We start from the raw sequence: 16,449 nt of genomic DNA on the forward strand, positions 1-16,449 counted from the left end.
GCACCCCCCATCACCCCCCCGGCCCTCGTCCCGGCCCGCGGCCGCCCCCGTTCCACGCCCCCCCCCGCGCCCCGGCCGCCCCGCACGCGCGCCCCCCCCCGCCGGCGTGTGCGGAGTCGGCAGGAGCCAGCAGCGCAGGGTGCCGTCGTCCCCGGAAGCGGCCAGCAGGCTCGCGTCGGGGGAGAAGGCGACACCGCGGACGGCTCCGCTGTGACCGGTCAACGGCAGGCCGGTGGCGGCCTTGCCCGTGGCGGGCTCCCACAGCTGCACGGTGCCGTCCGCGCCCGCGCTGGCGAGCCGGTGCCCCTGCGGGGAGAACGCCAGGTCGTACACCGGGCCGGTGTGTCCGGAGAGGTGGCGCGCGGGGGCCGTGGGGGTGCTCACGTCCCACAGCATGATGTGTCCGTCGGCATCGCCGGTCGCCAGCAGACGGCCGTCCGGGGAGAAGGTCATGGCGCCGACGGTGCTCAAATGGGCCTCCAGCTCCAGGTCGGACCCTTCCGAGGCGGCCGGATCCCACAACACCACCCGCTCGCCCATGGCGGCGGCCAGCATGCCCCCGTTCCGAGCGGCGGCGAGGGCGAACACGTCCGACACCCGGTCCGGAACGCGTGCGGCGGCCCCCCGGCCGTCGGACCAGTCAAGGACCAGTACCTGCCCCTCCGCCCCGATCACGGCCGCCTGCCGGGCAGCGGCGCGGAACGCGACGTGCTGTACCAGGGACTCGGGACGGTCGGGCGGCCCGACCGGGGTCCACAGCCTGGCCGGCCCGCCATCGGCGGGGAAGTCCAGCCCCCAGGGGGCCAGACCGGTCGGCGCGGGCAGGGACTCGGGCAGCCGGACGCGTGCCGCCGGGTCCCAGGTGAGGATCCGGCCGTCTTTGGTTCGGACCAGGAGACGGGTGCCGTCCGGCGAGAAGGCCAGCCCGCGCAGAGCGACTCCGCTCTCCGTCGACAGGGCAGGCAGAGCCACGGCCTGATGCGTGCGCAAGGCGGATGCGAGGGCTCGTGCCGCGAGCGGCGTAGGAGGCAAGGGCGCCGCGTACGGCTCGTCGTGGTACACCACCAGGGTGTCGGCCTCGCCGCAGACGGCGAGCATTCGGCCGTCGGGGGATATGGCCAACCGGTCGAAAGGGCCCTTGTGCCCCGCCAGGGGCGGGGCCAGGAGGGTACCGGTCGAAGGGTCCCACAGGCGTACGGTGCCGCGGTCGCGCATGGTGGCCAGCAGGCGGCCGTCCTGGGAGAAGGCCACGGTGTCCCCGTGGCGGGCCGCTTCGGGCAGCTTGTACGCGACGGTGGCGGTCGCGGTGTCCCACAGCAGGGTCTCTTCCCTGAAGGTCGTGGCCAGCAGGGCGCCGTCGGCGGAGAATGCGGCCCCGATGGCCTCGGTCTCGGTGACCTTCTCGATGAGGGGCTTGCCGATGCTCGCACCGGTCGTCAGATCACATAGGCGTAGCGTGTGTTTGGTCCTGAGCGCGGCCAGGATGCCGCCGTCGGCGCGACAGAACATCGCCTTGATCTCGCAGATGAGAGGTGATCCGGCGGGCTCTCCGGTCGCCGTGTCCCACCGGCGGACGACATCGTCATCGGCAGTCACCAGTGTCCGGCCGTCCGCCGCGAAAGCGACCACGTCGATGTAGCCTTCGTGGCCGAGCATGAGCGGCCCTGACTGCTCAAGTGTCTCGGTATCCCACAGGGTGACCGTGCCGTCGTCGTCTCCGACAGCCAGGAGGCGCCCGCTGGGGGAGAACGCCAATGCGACGGCAGCGCATCCGCCTTCGAGTAAGCCGACGGGGACTCCGAGGACGGGATCCCACAGTTGGACCGCTGCGTCCTCCTCGTTCACCCCGGACACGGCGAGGATCCGGCCGTCGGGCGAGAACGCCGCACACCAGTTGTTGTCCGCCCAAGTGGTGAGCACGTGGGCCACGACGAAGCCGGTCCCGCCGGCGGGAGCGGGTGAAGGCCCCGAAGCGGGGGCTCGCCGGGTCGTGAGGGGCCCAGGTGTCGGAGAGCGCCGGACCGGATCCAGGGCGGCCAGTTCGCGCCAGCGGCGCCGCCAGGGCTCCAGCTCGGGGGAGTTGTGGGGAGGGACGGGCCGCTCCTGCCCGAACTCGTCGTACGAGTGGAGGATTCGGACCAGGCCCATGAGGCGGTCCAGGCCGGGAAGGCGGTCCCCGCGGAACGCGTCGCTCTGGGTGGACACGGGAAGCCGGATGCCGGTCTGGGACTTCGCCGCACGCGCGGCCAGTTCGCGGTACGACGGCTTGCCCCGGTCGAGTCGCAGTCGGCGCAAGTCCGCCGCGAACGACTCCAGTTCTTCGCTGAATGCACGCACGCTGTCCATCACCGCACAGGTTAGGGCCGTGCCGGGCGCTCCGTCGGACAATCCCGAACAGCGCGGAACAGCGCCGGTCAGCGCTGGTGTCCGGCGGTGTTCGGAGGCGGTCCGGGTCGTTCGGTGCGGGCGGCGCGCGGGCACGAAGGGCGGTGCAATCGGGGCATGACCACACCTTCGGACACCGAGCCGTCCTTCCTGACCCTGCACGCCGCCGTCGTGCTCCTCGGCGCCCTGTTCGCCGGCCTCGTCACCGGCGGGCTGAGCTACCTCGGCGGGGTCCCCCCGGCCCTGTCCGTCCTCGCCGGGCTCACCGCCGCCGGCGGGGCCGTGCCCGGGCTGCGGTCGCTCATCCGGTGACCGGCGGGAGTTCGCCCGAGCCGCGGGCGATGAGCCGGTTCGGGAGTTCGATGCGGGACGGGGGGAGGGCGGCGCCCGCGAGGCGCTGGAAGAGGCGGTCTGTGGCCACCCGGCCCAGGGCCGCCGCGTCCTGGGCGACCACGGTGATGCCGGGGCTCAGCAGATCGGCGAGTTCGAAGTCGTCGAAGCCGACCAGCGCCACGGGGAGCGGCCGGGCCGCGAGGACCCGTACGACCGTGACCGTCACGCGGTTGTTGCCGGCGAAGACCGCCGTGACGGGTTCGGGGCCGGAGAGCATGGTGTGGGCGGCGGCCGAGACGCGGTCCGGGGCCGTCGCGCCGAGCGAGACCCACGATCCGGCGACCGGCAGGCCGGCGGTCTCCATGGCCGCGCGGTAGCCCCGTAGCCGCTCGGTGGCCGTGTGGATGCGCGGGTGGTCGCCGATGAATCCGATCCGGCGGTGACCGGCCGCGATCAGGTGGGCCACCCCGTCCCGGGCGCCGCCGAAGTTGTCGGACAGGACGACGTCCGCGTCGATCCGGCCCGCCGGGCGGTCCACGAACACCGTGGCCACCCCGGCCCGGATCTCCGGCTCCAGATAGCGGTGGTCGTCCCCGGCCGGGATCACGATGAGGCCGTCCACCCGGCGGGCGCACAGCGCGAGCGCCAACTCCCGCTCGCGGTCCGGGTCCTCGGCGCTGGAGCCGTTGATGAGCAGAGCGCCGTGCGCGCGGGCCACCTCCTCGACGGCCCGGTTGAGCGGACCGTAGAAGGGGTCGGCGAGGTCCTCCAGGACCAGGCCGACGGTGGCGGTACGGCCCTTGCGGAGCACGCGGGCGCTGTCGTTGCGCCGGAAACCCAGGGCGTCGATGGCGTCCTGGACCCGCTTCTCGGTGTCCGGGGTGACCCCCGGCTCGCCGTTGACCACCCGGGACACCGTCTTGAGGCCCACGCCGGCCCGAGCCGCCACGTCCTTCATGGTCGGCCGGTTGCCGTAGCGGGGTTCGGAGGGGCGGCGGGTGTGGGGCACGGTGACGAAGCCTCCGGGACGGTGGGCGGTCTGGCGGAGCTGCGAGGCCCTGACCTTGAGGATAAGCACTCGCGGGGACGGCGGGGTTTCCGTGGCAGGGTGGTGCGGGCAAGCCACTGGGGGCATCGGGAGAGGGGTAGACGTGATTGTCTGGATCAACGGCACCTTCGGCGCCGGGAAGAGCAGCACGGCCCGTGAACTGACCGGGCTCCTGCCGGACAGCACCCTGTTCGACCCGGAGTTCATCGGTGACGCGCTACGGGTGCTCCTGCCGCGCAAGCGACTCGCGGAGGTCTCCGACTACCAGGACCTGCCGAGCTGGCGGCGGCTCGTCGTGGACACGGCGGCGGCGATGCTCGCGGAGGTGGGCGGGGTGCTGGTGGTTCCGATGACCCTGCTGAGGCAGGAGTACCGGGACGAGATCTTCGGCGGGCTCGCGGCGCGCAGGATCGCGGTGCGGCACGTGCTGCTGGCTCCGGAGGAAACGATCCTTCGGGAGCGGATCGCGACCCGGGAAGAAAGCCGGGCCGGACAGGACGGGGACCCCCGGGACCGGCAGTGGGCGTACGAGCACATACCCGCCTATCAGCACGCGCTGGGCTGGCTGACGGCCGACGCGCACGTGGTCGACAACGGCGTGCTGACGGTACGGGAGACGGCGGAGCGGATCGCCGAAGCCGTACGCACCGACGCGGCCCGGGTCTGCGACATCGTGCAGACGCCGCAGCCGACGCGGGAGACGGTGGCCGCCGGGGTGCTGCTCTTCGACGACGCGGACCGGGTGCTACTGGTGGATCCCACGTACAAGGCGGGATGGGAGTTCCCGGGGGGCGTCGTCGAGGCGGGCGAGGCGCCGGCGTGCGCGGGCATGCGGGAGGTCGAGGAGGAGCTGGGGCTCGTCCTGGCCCGACCGCCGGAACTGCTGGTCGTGGACTGGGAGGCCCCCGGACCTCCGGCGGGGTACGGGGGACTGCGCTTCCTGTTCGACGGCGGCCGGCTGCCGTCGGCGGAGGTCGGGCGGCTGCGGCTGCCGGGGCCGGAGCTGCGGGCATGGCGGTTCGTGACGGAGGAGGAGGCGGCCGGGCTCCTGCCGGAGGTCCGGTACGAGCGGCTGAGGTGGGCGCTGAAGGCCCGGGAGCGGGGACGCGCGGTGTACCTGGAGGCGGGGCGGGCGGTCCCCTAGTGGCGTGACCGGAAGGGTCCACCGGATCGCGGGGGAGGACGCGGGCCCGGGTTCGCGTCCCCTTGCGCGGTCCGGGCCGGTCCATTTCAGATCAGTCCGTTGTCGCGGGCGTACAGCGCGGCCTGGGTGCGGTCGCGCAGGCCCAGGCGGGTCAGGACGCGGGAGATGTGGTTCTTGACGGTGCCTTCGCTGAGGTAGAGGCGGGAGGCGATCTCCTTGTTCGTGGCGCCCGCGGAGATGAGGCGCAGGACTTCCGTCTCGCGGGGGGTGAGGGTGTCCGGGACGGGGAGGCCCGCGGCCAGGCCGGCGATCACCGTCTGGTCGAACTGGGCGACCCCCGCGTGGGCGAGGCGGACGGCCTGCGCCAGCTCGGCGGCGGGCAGGTTCTTGAGGAGGTAGCCGACCGCGCCCGCCTTCAGGGCCCGGCTGACGTACTCGTCGTCGTTGAAGGTCGTCAGCATCACGATCTTGCACGTGGGCAGCCGGCGGCGCAGCACCGCGGTGGCGGCGACGCCGTCGAGGCGGGGCATGCGGACGTCCATCAGCACCACGTCCGGGAGGAAGTCCGGCGCTTCCTCGACGGCCTGCTCTCCGTCGCGGGCGCTGCCGACCACCTCGATGCCCGGCTGGATGCCGAGCAGCGCGGTGATGCCCTCCCGGACCAGGTCCTGGTCGTCGACCACATAGACGCGTACGTTCACCAGGGGACTCCGACCGTGAGGACCGTTCCGGACGCCGAAGTGTCTATGTCGACCGTCCCGTCGGCGAGGCGGACCCGTTCGCGCAGCCCCGCGAGCCCGAAGCCCTCGGCCGATCCGCCGAATCCGGTGCCGTTGTCCGCGAGGCGCAGCCGGGCCCCGCGGTCGTCGTAGGAGACCGCCACGTCTATCTCGGTGGCGCCCGAATGCCGGCAGGCGTTGGTCAGACCCTCCTGGACGGCCCGGTAGAGCACCAGCAGGGGCCGGCGTTCGGTGCCGGACATGTCGAGGGAGATCCGGCGCTCCCCGCCGTCGAGGTGGTGGACGAGATCGGCCAGCGCCCGCGAGAGCCCGGGCGGCTCGGACTCCGACTCGGGACCCAAGGTGCGCACGGAGGCCCGTACTTCGTCCAGGGCGCGGCCCGCCGACCAGCGGGCGCTGGACACGGCCCGCGCGGAACCGTCCGGGTCCAGGGCGGCGAAGGCCTCGGCCTTCTCCAACTGGATCCCTATCGCCGTCAGATGGTGGCCCAGGCTGTCGTGTATCTCGCGGGCGAGCCGGTTGCGCTCACGGGCCGCCGACAGCTCCGCCACCTGCGCGAGGGTGCCCTCCAGCCGGGCCCGGGCCCGCTGTTCGCGGACGGCCACCGCGGCCATCGCGACGGCCAGCACGACACCCAGGGCGAACATCAGCAGGTCCGAGATGTAGGCGGCCTCGACCTGCCAGTGCGGAATCCACAGGGTGAACGCGCCCGCCAGCAGGAGCACGCAGCCGACGCCGAGAACGATGGCCGCGGTGGGGCCGAAGGCGAAGTACCCGAGGAACGGGACGAGGACGAACAGGATCCGCGAGAGCCCGGAGACGTCCAGTGCCGCCACCCCGCACAACAGGCCGGTCCTGACGGCGAAGACCGACCGGGGCGCGATGCCGCGCTCGCGGAGGTCGAGCGCCACCAGCAGCCCGAGGACGGCCGCGAATCCGGCCGTCCGGCCGTCCGGGCCGGGGCCGATCGCGGAGTAGTAGACACCGCCGAGCAGCACCGCCCCGTACAGAACGGTGGGAATCCAAGGCACCGGGCGTGGCATCGCTCCTCCTTCACATCGTGCGTTTCGGTGCAGCGTACGCGGCGGGCGGGGGCGTTCCGGCGGCCTGTGGACAGGGAGTTCGAGGGTTGGCCAGAGGTCATGTGCCCTTTGGCCGCCGAGGCCTGGCCGACTCGCACTTACTCGGGGTGACCTGCGATTCCTACATTTCGAGGGTCACCACAACTCGAGGAAGAGAGACCCCCATGCTGCGCAGCCTGGCCATCGCACCCTTGCTGCTCGCGACCGCTCTGACGGCTCCCGCGGCGGCCCGGTCGGCCCCCGCCGACCTGAGGGTCCCCGGAGCCGAGTACACGGTCACCGCGCGCCTCGCGGATCTGACCACCACGGGGACCATCCCCACCGGACACACCGATCCCAAGGACTGGGCGGGACTCGAAGCGCCCAGGACGGTCACTCCGTCGGGCGTCCCGGGGATCCAGATAGACGGGTACTTCCCCGATACCTCCACCACCAACACCAACCACGGCTGGAACCACGACGCGCAGTTCGTCATCCGGCTGCCCGACCACTGGAACGGCGGACTGGTGGTCGCGGGCCCGCCCGGCACCCGCGAGCAGTACGCCAATGACCGGATCATCAGCGACCAGGTCCTCGCCAAGGGGTACGCGTACGCCGCCACCGACAAGGGCAACACCGGGGCCGAGATATACAAGGACGGCGAGCGGCCGGGCGACGCAATCATGGAATGGCACCGCCGCATGGCCGAACTGACCGTCGCCGCGAAGAAGGTGACGAACCAGAGGTACGGGCGCACCCCGAGCCAGACGTACGCCGCGGGCCTCTCGGCCGGCGGGTACCTGGTCCGCTGGCAACTGGAGCACTACGCCTCGCTGTACACGGGCGGCATCGACTGGAACGCCCTCACGTTCACCTCCGAGGGCAGCCTGCTCACCACCCTCCCACCGGCCCTGCGCGCCTACCCCAGTGCCGCGAAGGGAGACAAGGCCGCCCATGACGCGATCATCGCGGCGGGGTACCCCGCGGGCTCCGAGAAGCTCTGGGGATACCAGTACACCAACCTGTGGGACTCGCTCCAGCGGACGGTGCGCGAGGAACTCGACCCCGGATATGACGGCGCCACCGAGGGAGGGACGCCGTTCTGCGCCGCGGGCAGCGGGGCGGGCTGCGACGCCGACTACGATTTCGCCTCCCGGCCCCGGGCCGTCCACCGCGCGGTGGTGCGGGTCTCGTTGACCGGGCGGATACAGAAGCCCCTGATCAGCATCCAGGGCACCCTCGATGCCCTCACCCCGCCCGCGACCTTCGGTGATGTGTACGACCGCATGGTCACCGATGCCGGCCGCGGCAACCTCCACCGCTACATAAAGGTTCCCGGCGGTACCCACACCGATGGCTTGGTGCCCATAGACGAGCAGAACCTGCGGCCCATGCTGCCCTCGTTCGTCGAGGCCTTCGGTCAGCTCGAAGCCTGGACGCGGGGCAAGCAGCCCAGTCAGGGCTGAGCCGCCGGGGAAGCCGTCAGCCCGAGTGGCCGGACGCGGAGGACGGCTCCGCTTCCGGAGCCGGCTCGGCCGCCGCCGCTGCCTCGGCCGCCGCGAGGAGGACGGCGGCCGTGTCGGAGGTGAGGGGGTCGCCGTGGCCGAAGCAGGCCACGGACGGGGACAGGGAGGCCAGCCGGCCGAAGGTCGCGATGGCTTCGGCGCGGTCCACGTTGAAGACGCCCAGCATCACCTGGCCGACCCCGGCGACGCAGTCGCCGGTGAACAGTACGCCGTGCGAAGGGAGATGGATGCCGATGCTGCCCGGTGTGTGACCCGGGGCGTGGACGACGACGGCGCCGCCGCCGAAGGGGAGCACCTCGCCGTCCGCCAGTTCCCGGTCCACCCGGGTCGGCGGGGCCGCCGGGACCGTCAGGCCGTGTGCGTACAGCGGCCGTTCCCACTCCAGGAGCACCGGCTCCGGCACCGGGAGGTCTCCGCGGATGATTGGCGCGTCCAGCTGGTGCGCCAGTACCTCCGCGCCCCAGCGGGCGGCGAGTTCGCCCGCCGCGCCGATGTGGTCGCGGTGGCAGTGGGTCAGCACGATCCGCTGCAGCCGCTCGGGGCGCAGCCCGAGGGAGCGTATCGCCGTCTCGATGGCGGCCGCCGACTCGGCGTGGCCCGCGTCGATCAGGGTCAGGTCCGCTCCGTCGCGCCAGAGGTAGGCCTGGCCAATGGGGAAGCGGAGCATGTGGAGCCGTTCGGGGATGACTTCGACAAGATCCATCATCCGAACGTAATCGGGGTGACCCCGCTCCCGGCCGAGATACGCCGAGAGCGGGGTTCGCCCGTAGCGGAGCGCCGGGCGGCCGTCAGGCGCGCTTGGACTCCGCGTAGTTGACGAGGAACAGCGCCTCGGTGACCGAGAGGCGCTCCAGCTCCTCCGGGGAGACGCTCTCGTTCACGGCGTGGATCTGCGCCTCCGGCTCGCTCAGGCCGATCAGCAGCATCTCGGCCTCCGGGTAGAGGGAGGTCAGCGTGTTGCACAGCGGGATCGATCCGCCCATTCCGCTGATCTGCATCTCCTGGCCCGGGTACGCCACCTTCATGGCCTCCGCCATCGACGCGTACGCCGGGCTGTCGGTGTCCGCCTGGAACGGCTGGCCCTGGCCCACGATTTCGAGCTCCAGGCGCGCCTTCCACGGGGTGTGCGCCACCATGTGCGCCTCCAGCAGCTTGATCGCGTCCGCGGTGTCCACGCCCGGCGGCACCCGCAGGCTGATCAGCGCGCCCGCGCTCGCGTGCACCGACGGGGTCGCGCCGACCACCGGCGGGCAGTCGATCCCCAGCACGGTAACCGCGGGCCGGGCCCAGAGGCGGTCCGCGATGGTGCCCTCGCCGATGAGCTCGACACCGTCGAGCACCTTCGCGTCGGCACGGAAGTCGGCCTCCGGGTACTGGAGCCCCTCCCACACCGCGTCCGAGGCGAGCCCGTCCACCGTGGTCGAACCGTCCGCCGCGCGCAGCGAGGCCAGCACCTGGATCAGGGCGGCCAGCGCGTCGGGGGCCGCCCCGCCGAACATGCCGGAGTGCAGGTTGCCGCCCAGGGTGTCGATCTTGACCTTCAGTAGGGTCATCCCGCGCAGGGTCGCCGTGACCGTCGGCAGGCCCGTACGGAAGTTGCCCGCGTCGCCGATCACGATGGTGTCCGCGGTCAGCAGCTCGGGGTGGGCCGTCGCGTACTGCTGCAGACCGCCCGTGCCCTGCTCCTCCGAGCCCTCCACGATCACCTTCACGCTCACCGGCACACCGCCGTTGGCCTTCAGGGCGCGCAGCGCGAGCAGGTGCATGATGAACCCGCCCTTGCAGTCCGCCGAGCCGCGCCCGTACCAGCGGCCGTCGCGCTCGGTCAGCTCGAAGGCGGGGGAGATCCAGGCCGCTTCGTCCAACGGAGGCTGCACGTCGTAGTGCGCGTACAGGAGCACGGTCGGCGCGCCCGCCGGACCGGCCAGGAAGCCGTAGACGGACTGGGTGCCGTCGGGGGTGTCGAGGAGGGCCACGTCCTGGAAGCCCTCGGCGCGCAGCGCGTCGGCCACCCAGTTGGCCGCGGCCTCGCTCTCGCTCTTGGGGAACTGCGCCCAGTCCGCCACCGACTGGAAAGCCACAAGCTCGGACAGCTCCTGCTTGGCGCGGGGCATCAGCGAGGCGATGGTTTCGGCGATCGGGTGCGAAGACATGGGCACGCTCCTACTGGGTGCGACGTTGGTGTACGTGTACGCCTCCCGCAGCCGCGGGGTGGGCGTATGCGGGTTACGGCAAAAGACAGTGCCGATCCTCGCACAGCGGGGCGACCCGGCTCGCGCCGTAGGATTTCCCCGGCATCGGAGCAATGGCATGAACCGCAGGATCAGGAGCAGCAGCACATCGTGAGCAGCGACGAGAGCGACAGCGGCGACGTACGCGACGCGGCAGCAGGGCAGGCCGCTCAGGGGGCGGACGCGGAGACGGCCGGGGGGACCGGCGAGGTGTGGGACGTGATCGTGGTCGGGGCGGGACCCGCCGGGTCTTCGGCCGCACATGCGGCGGCCACCGCCGGGCGGCGCGTCCTGCTGCTGGAGAAGGCCGAACTGCCCAGGTACAAGACGTGCGGCGGTGGCATCATCGGTCCCTCGCGCGACGCCCTTCCCCCGGGATTCGTGCTGCCCCTCAAGGACCGCATCCACGCGGTCACCTTCTCGCTCGACGGGAAGTTCACCCGGACTCGGCGCTCGAAGCAGATGCTGTTCGGGCTGATCAACCGTCCCGAGTTCGACGCGGCGCTGGTCGCCGAGGCGGAGAAGGCCGGCGCGACCGTCCGTACGGGTACGGCCGTATCGCGGGTGGAACAGCACGGGGCCTCCGTGCCCGACCGGCGCACCGTCGCCGTGGTGCTCTCCGACGGCGAGACCGTGCTGGCGCGGGCCGTGGTCGGCGCGGACGGCAGCGCGAGCCGGATCGGCGCGCACGTCGGGGTCGAGATGGATCAGGTGGACCTCGGTCTGGAGGCGGAGATCCCCGTGCCGGACACGGTCGCCGAAGACTGGAAGGGCCGGGTCCTCATCGACTGGGGCCCGATGCCGGGCAGTTACGGCTGGGTGTTCCCCAAGGGCGACACCCTCACGGTCGGAGTCATCTCGGCGAAGGGCGAAGGCGCCGCGACCAAGCGGTACCTGGACGACTTCATCGCCCGGCTGGGCCTGTCCGGCTTCGAACCGGCGATCTCCTCCGGTCACTTGACCCGCTGCCGCAAGCCCGGATCGCCGCTCTCGCGCGGCCGGGTGCTGGTCGCGGGCGACGCGGCCGGGCTGCTGGAGCCGTGGACCCGGGAGGGCATCTCCTTCGCGCTGCGCTCGGGGCGGCTCGCCGGTGAGTGGGCGGTGAAGATCTCCGAGGCCCAGGACGCGGTGGACGCGCGCCGTCAGGCGCTCAACTACGCCTTCGCGGTCAAGGCCGGACTGGGCGTGGAGATGGGCGTCGGCAAGCGGATGCTCACCGTCTTCGAGTCCAAGCCGGGCATGCTGCACGCGGCCATCACGGGCCTCCGGCCGGCCTGGCTGGCCTTCGCGCGGATCACCCGGGGATCGATGACGCTGGCCGACATGGTGCGTACGTACCCGCTGGCGCGCAAGGCGTTGCACCTGCTCGACGCCAGGCAGGCGCGCAGCCGGGGTGAGGGCCAGGTGCAGGGCCCGGGTCAGGTGCAGGGCCCGGGTCAGGGTGGTGCGAAGCCGGGGGCGGCGCAGGGCGAGACCTCGGACGCCGAGCCCGGCGGATCCCAGGGCTGACACCGGCGCCGGGGCCCGGGCCCGCTTCCCGGTGGGGGAGCGGGCGTGTGGAGCCGCGCGATGTGGCGGTCTTGCCGGATGTCCCGGCGAGGCCGTCGCCGTGTTTTCCGGAGCGTTTTCCGGGGCGACGCCGGGTCAGCGGGTGACCGTGATGCGGAAGACCGGGTGGTCGGGGGCGGCGGCCCGGAGCTCGGCCTCGGGGGAGTTCACGGTGACGCCGGCGAAGAACCGGTTGACCTCCCAGCCCCACTTCTTCAGGTACCCGCGCAGGACCACGGCCTGCTCGGCGGGGTCGGTGAGCTCCGTGGCGGTGAAGGTGCTGACCTTGCGGCCCAGGCGGAGCTCACCGCCGCCGGCGGCGCGCATGTTGCGCACCCACTGGGAGTGGCCGCGGGCCGAGACCAGGTACTGCACGCCGTCCTGCGTGTACGGGTTCACCGGGATCCGCTGCATCCGGCCGGACGTGCGGCCGCGCACCGACAGCTCCGCCGTGCCGGCCAGGCTGATGCCGAGGCGGGCGAGCCTGCCGAGGAGGGCGTTGAAGCGGATGCCGAGGGGGCTGCCCTGGATGTAGTAGGGCGTGGGCGTGTTCATGGCAGCCTCCAGGGCGTCGAGGAGAAGGTTGCGAGAGCACTGCTCTCGCTTGAGATCAGTGTGCACGGAGCGCCGATCCAAAGCAAGAGCAGTGCTCTCTGAATGGATCGGTGCTCCCTTTTTTGGGCACTGCTCTACCTGCGTGCCACACTGACCTCCATGAGCACCGTGCGAGGGGCCAGGGAACGGGCCCGCATCGAAGTCACCGCCGCCATCAAGGACGAGGCGCGCCGCGCGCTCGCGGCCGAGGGCGCGGCCAAGCTCTCGCTGCGCGCCGTCGCGCGCGAGCTGGGCATGGTCTCCTCCGCCCTCTACCGCTACTTCCCCAGCCGCGACGATCTGCTCACCGCGCTCATCGTCGACGCCTACAACAGCGTCGGCGCCGCCGCGGAGGCGGCCGACGCCCGTGCGCTCGCCGCCGCCGGAGCCGCCGCCGGCACGGCCGCCGCCGGCGGCACTCCCCGCGCCCGCTGGATCGCGGTCTGCGAGGCGGTCCGCGCCTGGGCGCTGGAGCACCCGCACGAGTACGCGCTGATCTACGGTTCCCCCGTTCCCGGCTACAGCGCCCCCGAAGACACCGTCGGCCCCGCCTCCCGCGTCGGCAACGCCCTCATCGGCATCCTCCGCGCCGCCTACGAGGGCCGCGGCCTCGCACTCCCGCCGCTCCCCGCCGAGCTGCGCCCCGAAGCCGTCCGGATGACCGAGGACTTCGCCGAAGGCCTGCCCCCGGAGGTCACCGCCGCCCTGGTCGCTTCCTGGGCGCAGCTCGTCGGGCTCGTCTCCTTCGAGCTGTTCGGCCAGTTCAACCGCGTCGTAGAGGACCGCGACGCGTTCTTCACGCACGCCGCCGGCCAGTTGGCGCACGGGGTGGGGCTGCCCGTCGTGTGAGGGCGAGGCGAAAGTTCGCTTGTCAGTTCCTCATACCGAAGCGGAGGATTCCGGCCTGGCGTGCCCGGCCTCCCGTCTAGTGTTCCTCGGGTTGCGCCCCCGCCGTCCCCGGCCTCCCCGCCGTCGCCCGAGGAGCAGTCATGACCCGCGCCGCGAAGGCCTTGTACGCCGTCGTCGCCACCCTGTTAGTGGCCGCACCGGCGCCCGCCGTCACCGCCTCGGCGACCTCGGGCCCGGTCTCCGCGTCCGCCGCGGGCCCCAATCCCGCCGTGGCCCCCGCCGTGACCCCGACTCCCCGGATACCCGGGGTCCGGGGCCTGGAGATAGCCGTCCCGGCGTACGTCTGGGCAGACGACCCGATGCTGGCCGACCTCACCGCCACCGGCCCGGCCGCCTCCGTCGTCGTCCTCAACCCCGGCAACGGCGACTCCCCGTTCGACGCCCCCTGGCAGGCCCGGGCCGACGCCCTGCGCTCCGGTACCACCGCCACCGGCGAGAAGACCAAGGTGCTCGGGTACGTCCACACCGACCACGGCAACCGGGACCTCGCCGCCGTCAAGGCCTCCGTGGACAACTATCTGAAGCCCGTCGACGGCGCGGACGGACGCCTCCACGTGGACGGCATCTTCTTCGACGTCGTCAGCCGCGACTGCGGCCCCGCCAACGCCCTCCGCGACCGCTACGCGGAGCTCCGCCGCTACGTCCAGGACACCATGGAGGCCATTGCCCCCAACGCCCCCGAGCTGGTCGTCAACAACCCCGGCACCGCCATCGCCGACTGCTACCTGGAGCCGGGCCACCGCACGGCCGACGTCTTCGTCACGTACGAGGACACGTACGCGGCCTACACGGGCGGCGGCTGGCTCGGCGGCAACGTGTTCAACGACCTCACCGGCTATCGCGCGGGCGCCGAACTCGACCCGAGCGGAACGGCGTTCTGGCACCTGGTCCACGACGTCCCGGACGCCCCCGCGATGCGCGCCACGCTCCGTACGGCCTTCGAGAGGGGTGCGGGCTACGCGTACGCCACCAGCGCGGAGATGCCGAACCCGTGGAACGCGCAGCCCAGTTGGAAGTACCGCGCCCAGACCACGTACGCGTCCTCCCTCGGCTGAGCACCGTGACGTGCCCTACTTGCGGTCGTCGTTCTCCGGGGGTCGGGAGAAGCGCCACAAGAGGTGCGTGACCCTGACCAGGAACACCGTTCCGGCCAGGGTGCCGCCCACCATCGCGAGGATCCGCGCGGTGGTGGGGGAGAGGTCGAAGGCCAGGGCGGGGCCGCCGTAGACCGCGGCGAAGGTGAGGGCGGCCGCGAAGGAGCCGCTGATGAACGCGTAGGCGATCTCGATGGTGATCGCGTCCCGGTCCGCCTGGCTGCGTCGCCCCATGCCCGCAGTGTCACAGCGCCCCGCGCCCCGCCACAAGGGCGCCCCGCCCGGCGTCGCGTCAGATCCCGGCCTCGTCCGCCCAGAGCCGTGCCAGCTCCGCGTCGCCGGTCACGCCCGGCCCGGTCAGCGGCAGCCGGTTCCAGAGCGCCGTGTACAGCCAGGCCGCCTCGCCGGTCAGCGTGCAGTCGGCCGCCTCGCCGTCGGTCCCGCCGTCGGCCCCGCCCCGCACCGTGCGGGCCGGGTCCTGCGACAGGTGTACGTTCCACACCGCGCCCGTGTCCGACGCCCGCACCCGCATCACCCGCGGCTCCGCCGTCCGCACCCGGCTCGTGGGCCGCGCGTGGAAGCCGGTCAGCAGCTCGTCCACCCCGTCGGCCGCGAACAGGGGCTCCACCGGCCCGAATGCCGCCCCCAGCGCCGCCTCCGCGTCCAGCCGGTGGACGGTGGTCTCATGGGCCTGGCGGCGCGCCCAGAACGCCAGCGGCGACGGCGGCGCCGTCGGTAGGAAGGTCCAGCAGTCCACGTCGGCCGGAGCTTCGCTCAGCGTCCGCACCAGCGCGGTGTGGCCCTCGCGGAACCAGGCCAGCAGCTCCGCGCCCGCCATGTCCGGTGCGTCCGGGAACGGCGCCCGCTCCGCCAGACCCTCCCTGATGTAACCGGCCGCCCAGCGGTGCACCGAACCGGTGTGCCGCAGCAGATCGGCGACGTCCCACTGGGGACAGGTCGGCACCGGGGCGTCCGTACCCGCCCGTTCGGCGGAGGAGGCGAGCAGCTCCCCCTCGCGGGCCAGGGTCTTCACATGTTCGATGATCTCCATATCCGGAGTTTGCCAGCCGGGACGCACAATGGACTCCATGGACGGCGAACTCTTCCCGCTCTTCCCGCTCGTCCCGCGCGAGCGCACCGAGATCGTCCCGGGCGCCGTGCACGTGCCCGACTGGCTCGGTCCCTCACGGCAGCGGGAGTTGCTGGACGCCTGCCGCTCCTGGGCCAGACCGCCCGCCGGGCTGCGCACCGTGCACACCCCGGGCGGGGGGACGATGACCGCCCGGCAGGTGTGCCTGGGGCTGCACTGGTATCCGTACGGGTACGCCCCCACCGCCGTGGACGGGGACGGGAACCCGGTCAAGCCGATGCCCGACTGGCTCGCGCGGCTGGGGCGGGAGGCGGTGGCCGCCGCCTACGGGGACACGCGGAGCCTCGATGACGGGAGCGGGTCCGGGTCAGGGCCCGGGTCCGGGCCCGCCGTGTACGACATCGCCCTGGTCAACTTCTACGCGGGCGACTCCCGCATGGGCATGCACCGCGACGCCGAGGAGCGTTCCCCGGCCCCGGTCGTCTCGCTCAGCCTGGGTGATTCCTGCCTCTTCCGCTTCGGCAACACGGCCTCGCGCGGGCGTCCGTATCAGGACGTTGAGCTGCGCAGCGGCGATCTGTTCGTCTTCGGCGGACCGGTCCGACGGGCCTATCACGGGGTGCCGAAGGTCCTGCCCGGCACCGCCCCGCCCGGACTCGGGCTGACCGGGCGGCTGAACATCACACTCCGGGTCGGCGGGCTCGGCTAACACCGGGCGTTCGCGGGGCTCCGGTCGTGCGAGGATC

The 16,449-nt window shown here is 72.7% G+C and carries 16 protein-coding genes; 7 read left to right on the forward strand and 9 right to left on the reverse strand.

Translation table 11 applies throughout. From position 1 onward, the window contains the following. Positions 1-2,346, reverse strand: a 2,346-nt coding sequence (locus ACFXDJ_RS08860; protein WP_384848514.1) for a PQQ-binding-like beta-propeller repeat protein, incomplete at its 3' end; no start/stop codon positions are given. Positions 2,347-2,502: 156 nt separating this feature from the next. On the opposite strand from ACFXDJ_RS08860, the gene ACFXDJ_RS08865 reads away from it, so the two are divergent. After that, a complete protein-coding gene (locus tag ACFXDJ_RS08865) occupies positions 2,503-2,697 on the forward strand; it encodes a hypothetical protein (RefSeq protein ID WP_384653441.1) in 195 nt (64 codons plus the stop codon). Here ACFXDJ_RS08865 and ACFXDJ_RS08870 read toward each other — a convergent pair. Beyond that, positions 2,687-3,676, reverse strand: coding sequence for a LacI family DNA-binding transcriptional regulator (locus tag ACFXDJ_RS08870; RefSeq protein WP_384653447.1), 990 nt, complete (start codon positions 3,674-3,676; stop codon positions 2,687-2,689). The two genes, ACFXDJ_RS08865 and ACFXDJ_RS08870, sit on opposite strands and share 11 nt — an antisense overlap. Before the next feature lie 193 nt (positions 3,677-3,869). Here ACFXDJ_RS08870 and ACFXDJ_RS08875 point away from each other — a divergent pair, with 193 nt between their 5' ends. Next, on the forward strand, positions 3,870-4,910 hold the full coding sequence (locus ACFXDJ_RS08875; RefSeq protein WP_384653439.1) for an NUDIX domain-containing protein: 1,041 nt from the start codon (positions 3,870-3,872) through the stop codon (positions 4,908-4,910). An 86-nt stretch (positions 4,911-4,996) separates the two neighbouring features. Here ACFXDJ_RS08875 and ACFXDJ_RS08880 read toward each other — a convergent pair whose 3' ends face one another. Both ACFXDJ_RS08880 and ACFXDJ_RS08885 read right to left on the reverse strand, forming a co-directional pair. Beyond that, entirely contained in the window at positions 4,997-5,611 is a 615-nt protein-coding gene (locus ACFXDJ_RS08880; protein ID WP_384653437.1) for a response regulator, read from the reverse strand. After that, complete coding sequence (locus ACFXDJ_RS08885; RefSeq protein ID WP_384653435.1) at positions 5,608-6,693, reverse strand: sensor histidine kinase; 1,086 nt, start codon at positions 6,691-6,693, stop codon at positions 5,608-5,610. Before ACFXDJ_RS08885 ends, ACFXDJ_RS08880 begins: the two co-directional genes overlap by 4 nt. Positions 6,694-6,896: 203 nt before the next feature. On the opposite strand from ACFXDJ_RS08885, the gene ACFXDJ_RS08890 reads away from it, so the two are divergent. Beyond that, a complete protein-coding gene (locus ACFXDJ_RS08890; protein WP_384653433.1) occupies positions 6,897-8,177 on the forward strand; it encodes a tannase/feruloyl esterase family alpha/beta hydrolase in 1,281 nt (426 codons plus the stop codon). A 16-nt stretch (positions 8,178-8,193) separates the two neighbouring features. On the opposite strand, the gene ACFXDJ_RS08895 is transcribed toward ACFXDJ_RS08890, so the two are convergent. Together ACFXDJ_RS08895 and ACFXDJ_RS08900 are read right to left on the reverse strand one after the other, a co-directional pair. Continuing rightward, on the reverse strand, positions 8,194-8,940 hold the full coding sequence (locus ACFXDJ_RS08895; protein ID WP_384653431.1) for an MBL fold metallo-hydrolase: 747 nt from the start codon (positions 8,938-8,940) through the stop codon (positions 8,194-8,196). Between the two features lie 85 nt (positions 8,941-9,025). Then, on the reverse strand, positions 9,026-10,390 hold the full coding sequence (locus ACFXDJ_RS08900; protein ID WP_384653429.1) for a dipeptidase: 1,365 nt from the start codon (positions 10,388-10,390) through the stop codon (positions 9,026-9,028). 288 nt (positions 10,391-10,678) lie between these two features. On the opposite strand from ACFXDJ_RS08900, the gene ACFXDJ_RS08905 reads away from it, so the two are divergent. Then, entirely contained in the window at positions 10,679-11,977 is a 1,299-nt protein-coding gene (locus ACFXDJ_RS08905; RefSeq protein WP_384653445.1) for a geranylgeranyl reductase family protein, read from the forward strand. Between the two features lie 135 nt (positions 11,978-12,112). Here ACFXDJ_RS08905 and ACFXDJ_RS08910 read toward each other — a convergent pair whose 3' ends face one another. After that, positions 12,113-12,571: a nitroreductase/quinone reductase family protein gene (locus ACFXDJ_RS08910; RefSeq protein ID WP_384653427.1), complete on the reverse strand. Its 459-nt coding sequence runs from the start codon at positions 12,569-12,571 to the stop codon at positions 12,113-12,115. A 159-nt stretch (positions 12,572-12,730) separates the two neighbouring features. On the opposite strand from ACFXDJ_RS08910, the gene ACFXDJ_RS08915 reads away from it, so the two are divergent. Then, positions 12,731-13,459, forward strand: a complete 729-nt coding sequence (locus tag ACFXDJ_RS08915; RefSeq protein WP_384653425.1) for a TetR/AcrR family transcriptional regulator — start codon at positions 12,731-12,733, stop codon at positions 13,457-13,459. A gap of 140 nt (positions 13,460-13,599) precedes the next feature. Further along, complete coding sequence (locus ACFXDJ_RS08920) at positions 13,600-14,574, forward strand: spherulation-specific family 4 protein (RefSeq protein ID WP_384653423.1); 975 nt, start codon at positions 13,600-13,602, stop codon at positions 14,572-14,574. 15 nt (positions 14,575-14,589) lie between these two features. Here the strand turns inward: ACFXDJ_RS08920 and ACFXDJ_RS08925 are convergent, their stop codons facing one another. Together ACFXDJ_RS08925 and ACFXDJ_RS08930 are read right to left on the reverse strand one after the other, a co-directional pair. Further along, positions 14,590-14,847 (reverse strand): DUF6332 family protein, encoded by a 258-nt coding sequence (locus ACFXDJ_RS08925; protein WP_384653421.1) that lies wholly within the window; start codon positions 14,845-14,847, stop codon positions 14,590-14,592. Between the two features lie 58 nt (positions 14,848-14,905). Then, a complete protein-coding gene (locus tag ACFXDJ_RS08930; RefSeq protein ID WP_384653419.1) occupies positions 14,906-15,664 on the reverse strand; it encodes a maleylpyruvate isomerase family mycothiol-dependent enzyme in 759 nt (252 codons plus the stop codon). A gap of 37 nt (positions 15,665-15,701) precedes the next feature. Between ACFXDJ_RS08930 and ACFXDJ_RS08935 the strand changes: the two genes are divergently transcribed. Next, positions 15,702-16,412, forward strand: coding sequence for an alpha-ketoglutarate-dependent dioxygenase AlkB family protein (locus ACFXDJ_RS08935; protein ID WP_384653417.1), 711 nt, complete (start codon positions 15,702-15,704; stop codon positions 16,410-16,412). Positions 16,413-16,449 lie beyond the last annotated feature (37 nt).

Source organism: Streptomyces sp. NPDC059443 (genome assembly GCF_042750105.1).
Lineage (GTDB): Bacteria > Actinomycetota > Actinomycetes > Streptomycetales > Streptomycetaceae > Streptomyces.

What these genes read in the sequence shown, in the direction of transcription:
- ACFXDJ_RS08895 (WP_384653431.1), bottom strand. Translation starts at nt 8,940, where the DNA reads ATGGATCTTGTCGAAGTCATCCCCGAACGGCTCCACATGCTCCGCTTC.
- ACFXDJ_RS08865 (WP_384653441.1), top strand. Translation starts at nt 2,503, where the DNA reads ATGACCACACCTTCGGACACCGAGCCGTCCTTCCTGACCCTGCACGCC.
- ACFXDJ_RS08910 (WP_384653427.1), bottom strand. Translation starts at nt 12,571, where the DNA reads ATGAACACGCCCACGCCCTACTACATCCAGGGCAGCCCCCTCGGCATC.
- ACFXDJ_RS08935 (WP_384653417.1), top strand. Translation starts at nt 15,702, where the DNA reads ATGGACGGCGAACTCTTCCCGCTCTTCCCGCTCGTCCCGCGCGAGCGC.
- ACFXDJ_RS08930 (WP_384653419.1), bottom strand. Translation starts at nt 15,664, where the DNA reads ATGGAGATCATCGAACATGTGAAGACCCTGGCCCGCGAGGGGGAGCTG.
- ACFXDJ_RS08890 (WP_384653433.1), top strand. Translation starts at nt 6,897, where the DNA reads ATGCTGCGCAGCCTGGCCATCGCACCCTTGCTGCTCGCGACCGCTCTG.
- ACFXDJ_RS08915 (WP_384653425.1), top strand. Translation starts at nt 12,731, where the DNA reads ATGAGCACCGTGCGAGGGGCCAGGGAACGGGCCCGCATCGAAGTCACC.
- ACFXDJ_RS08870 (WP_384653447.1), bottom strand. Translation starts at nt 3,676, where the DNA reads ATGAAGGACGTGGCGGCTCGGGCCGGCGTGGGCCTCAAGACGGTGTCC.
- ACFXDJ_RS08920 (WP_384653423.1), top strand. Translation starts at nt 13,600, where the DNA reads ATGACCCGCGCCGCGAAGGCCTTGTACGCCGTCGTCGCCACCCTGTTA.
- ACFXDJ_RS08900 (WP_384653429.1), bottom strand. Translation starts at nt 10,390, where the DNA reads ATGTCTTCGCACCCGATCGCCGAAACCATCGCCTCGCTGATGCCCCGC.
- ACFXDJ_RS08925 (WP_384653421.1), bottom strand. Translation starts at nt 14,847, where the DNA reads ATGGGGCGACGCAGCCAGGCGGACCGGGACGCGATCACCATCGAGATC.
- ACFXDJ_RS08885 (WP_384653435.1), bottom strand. Translation starts at nt 6,693, where the DNA reads ATGCCACGCCCGGTGCCTTGGATTCCCACCGTTCTGTACGGGGCGGTG.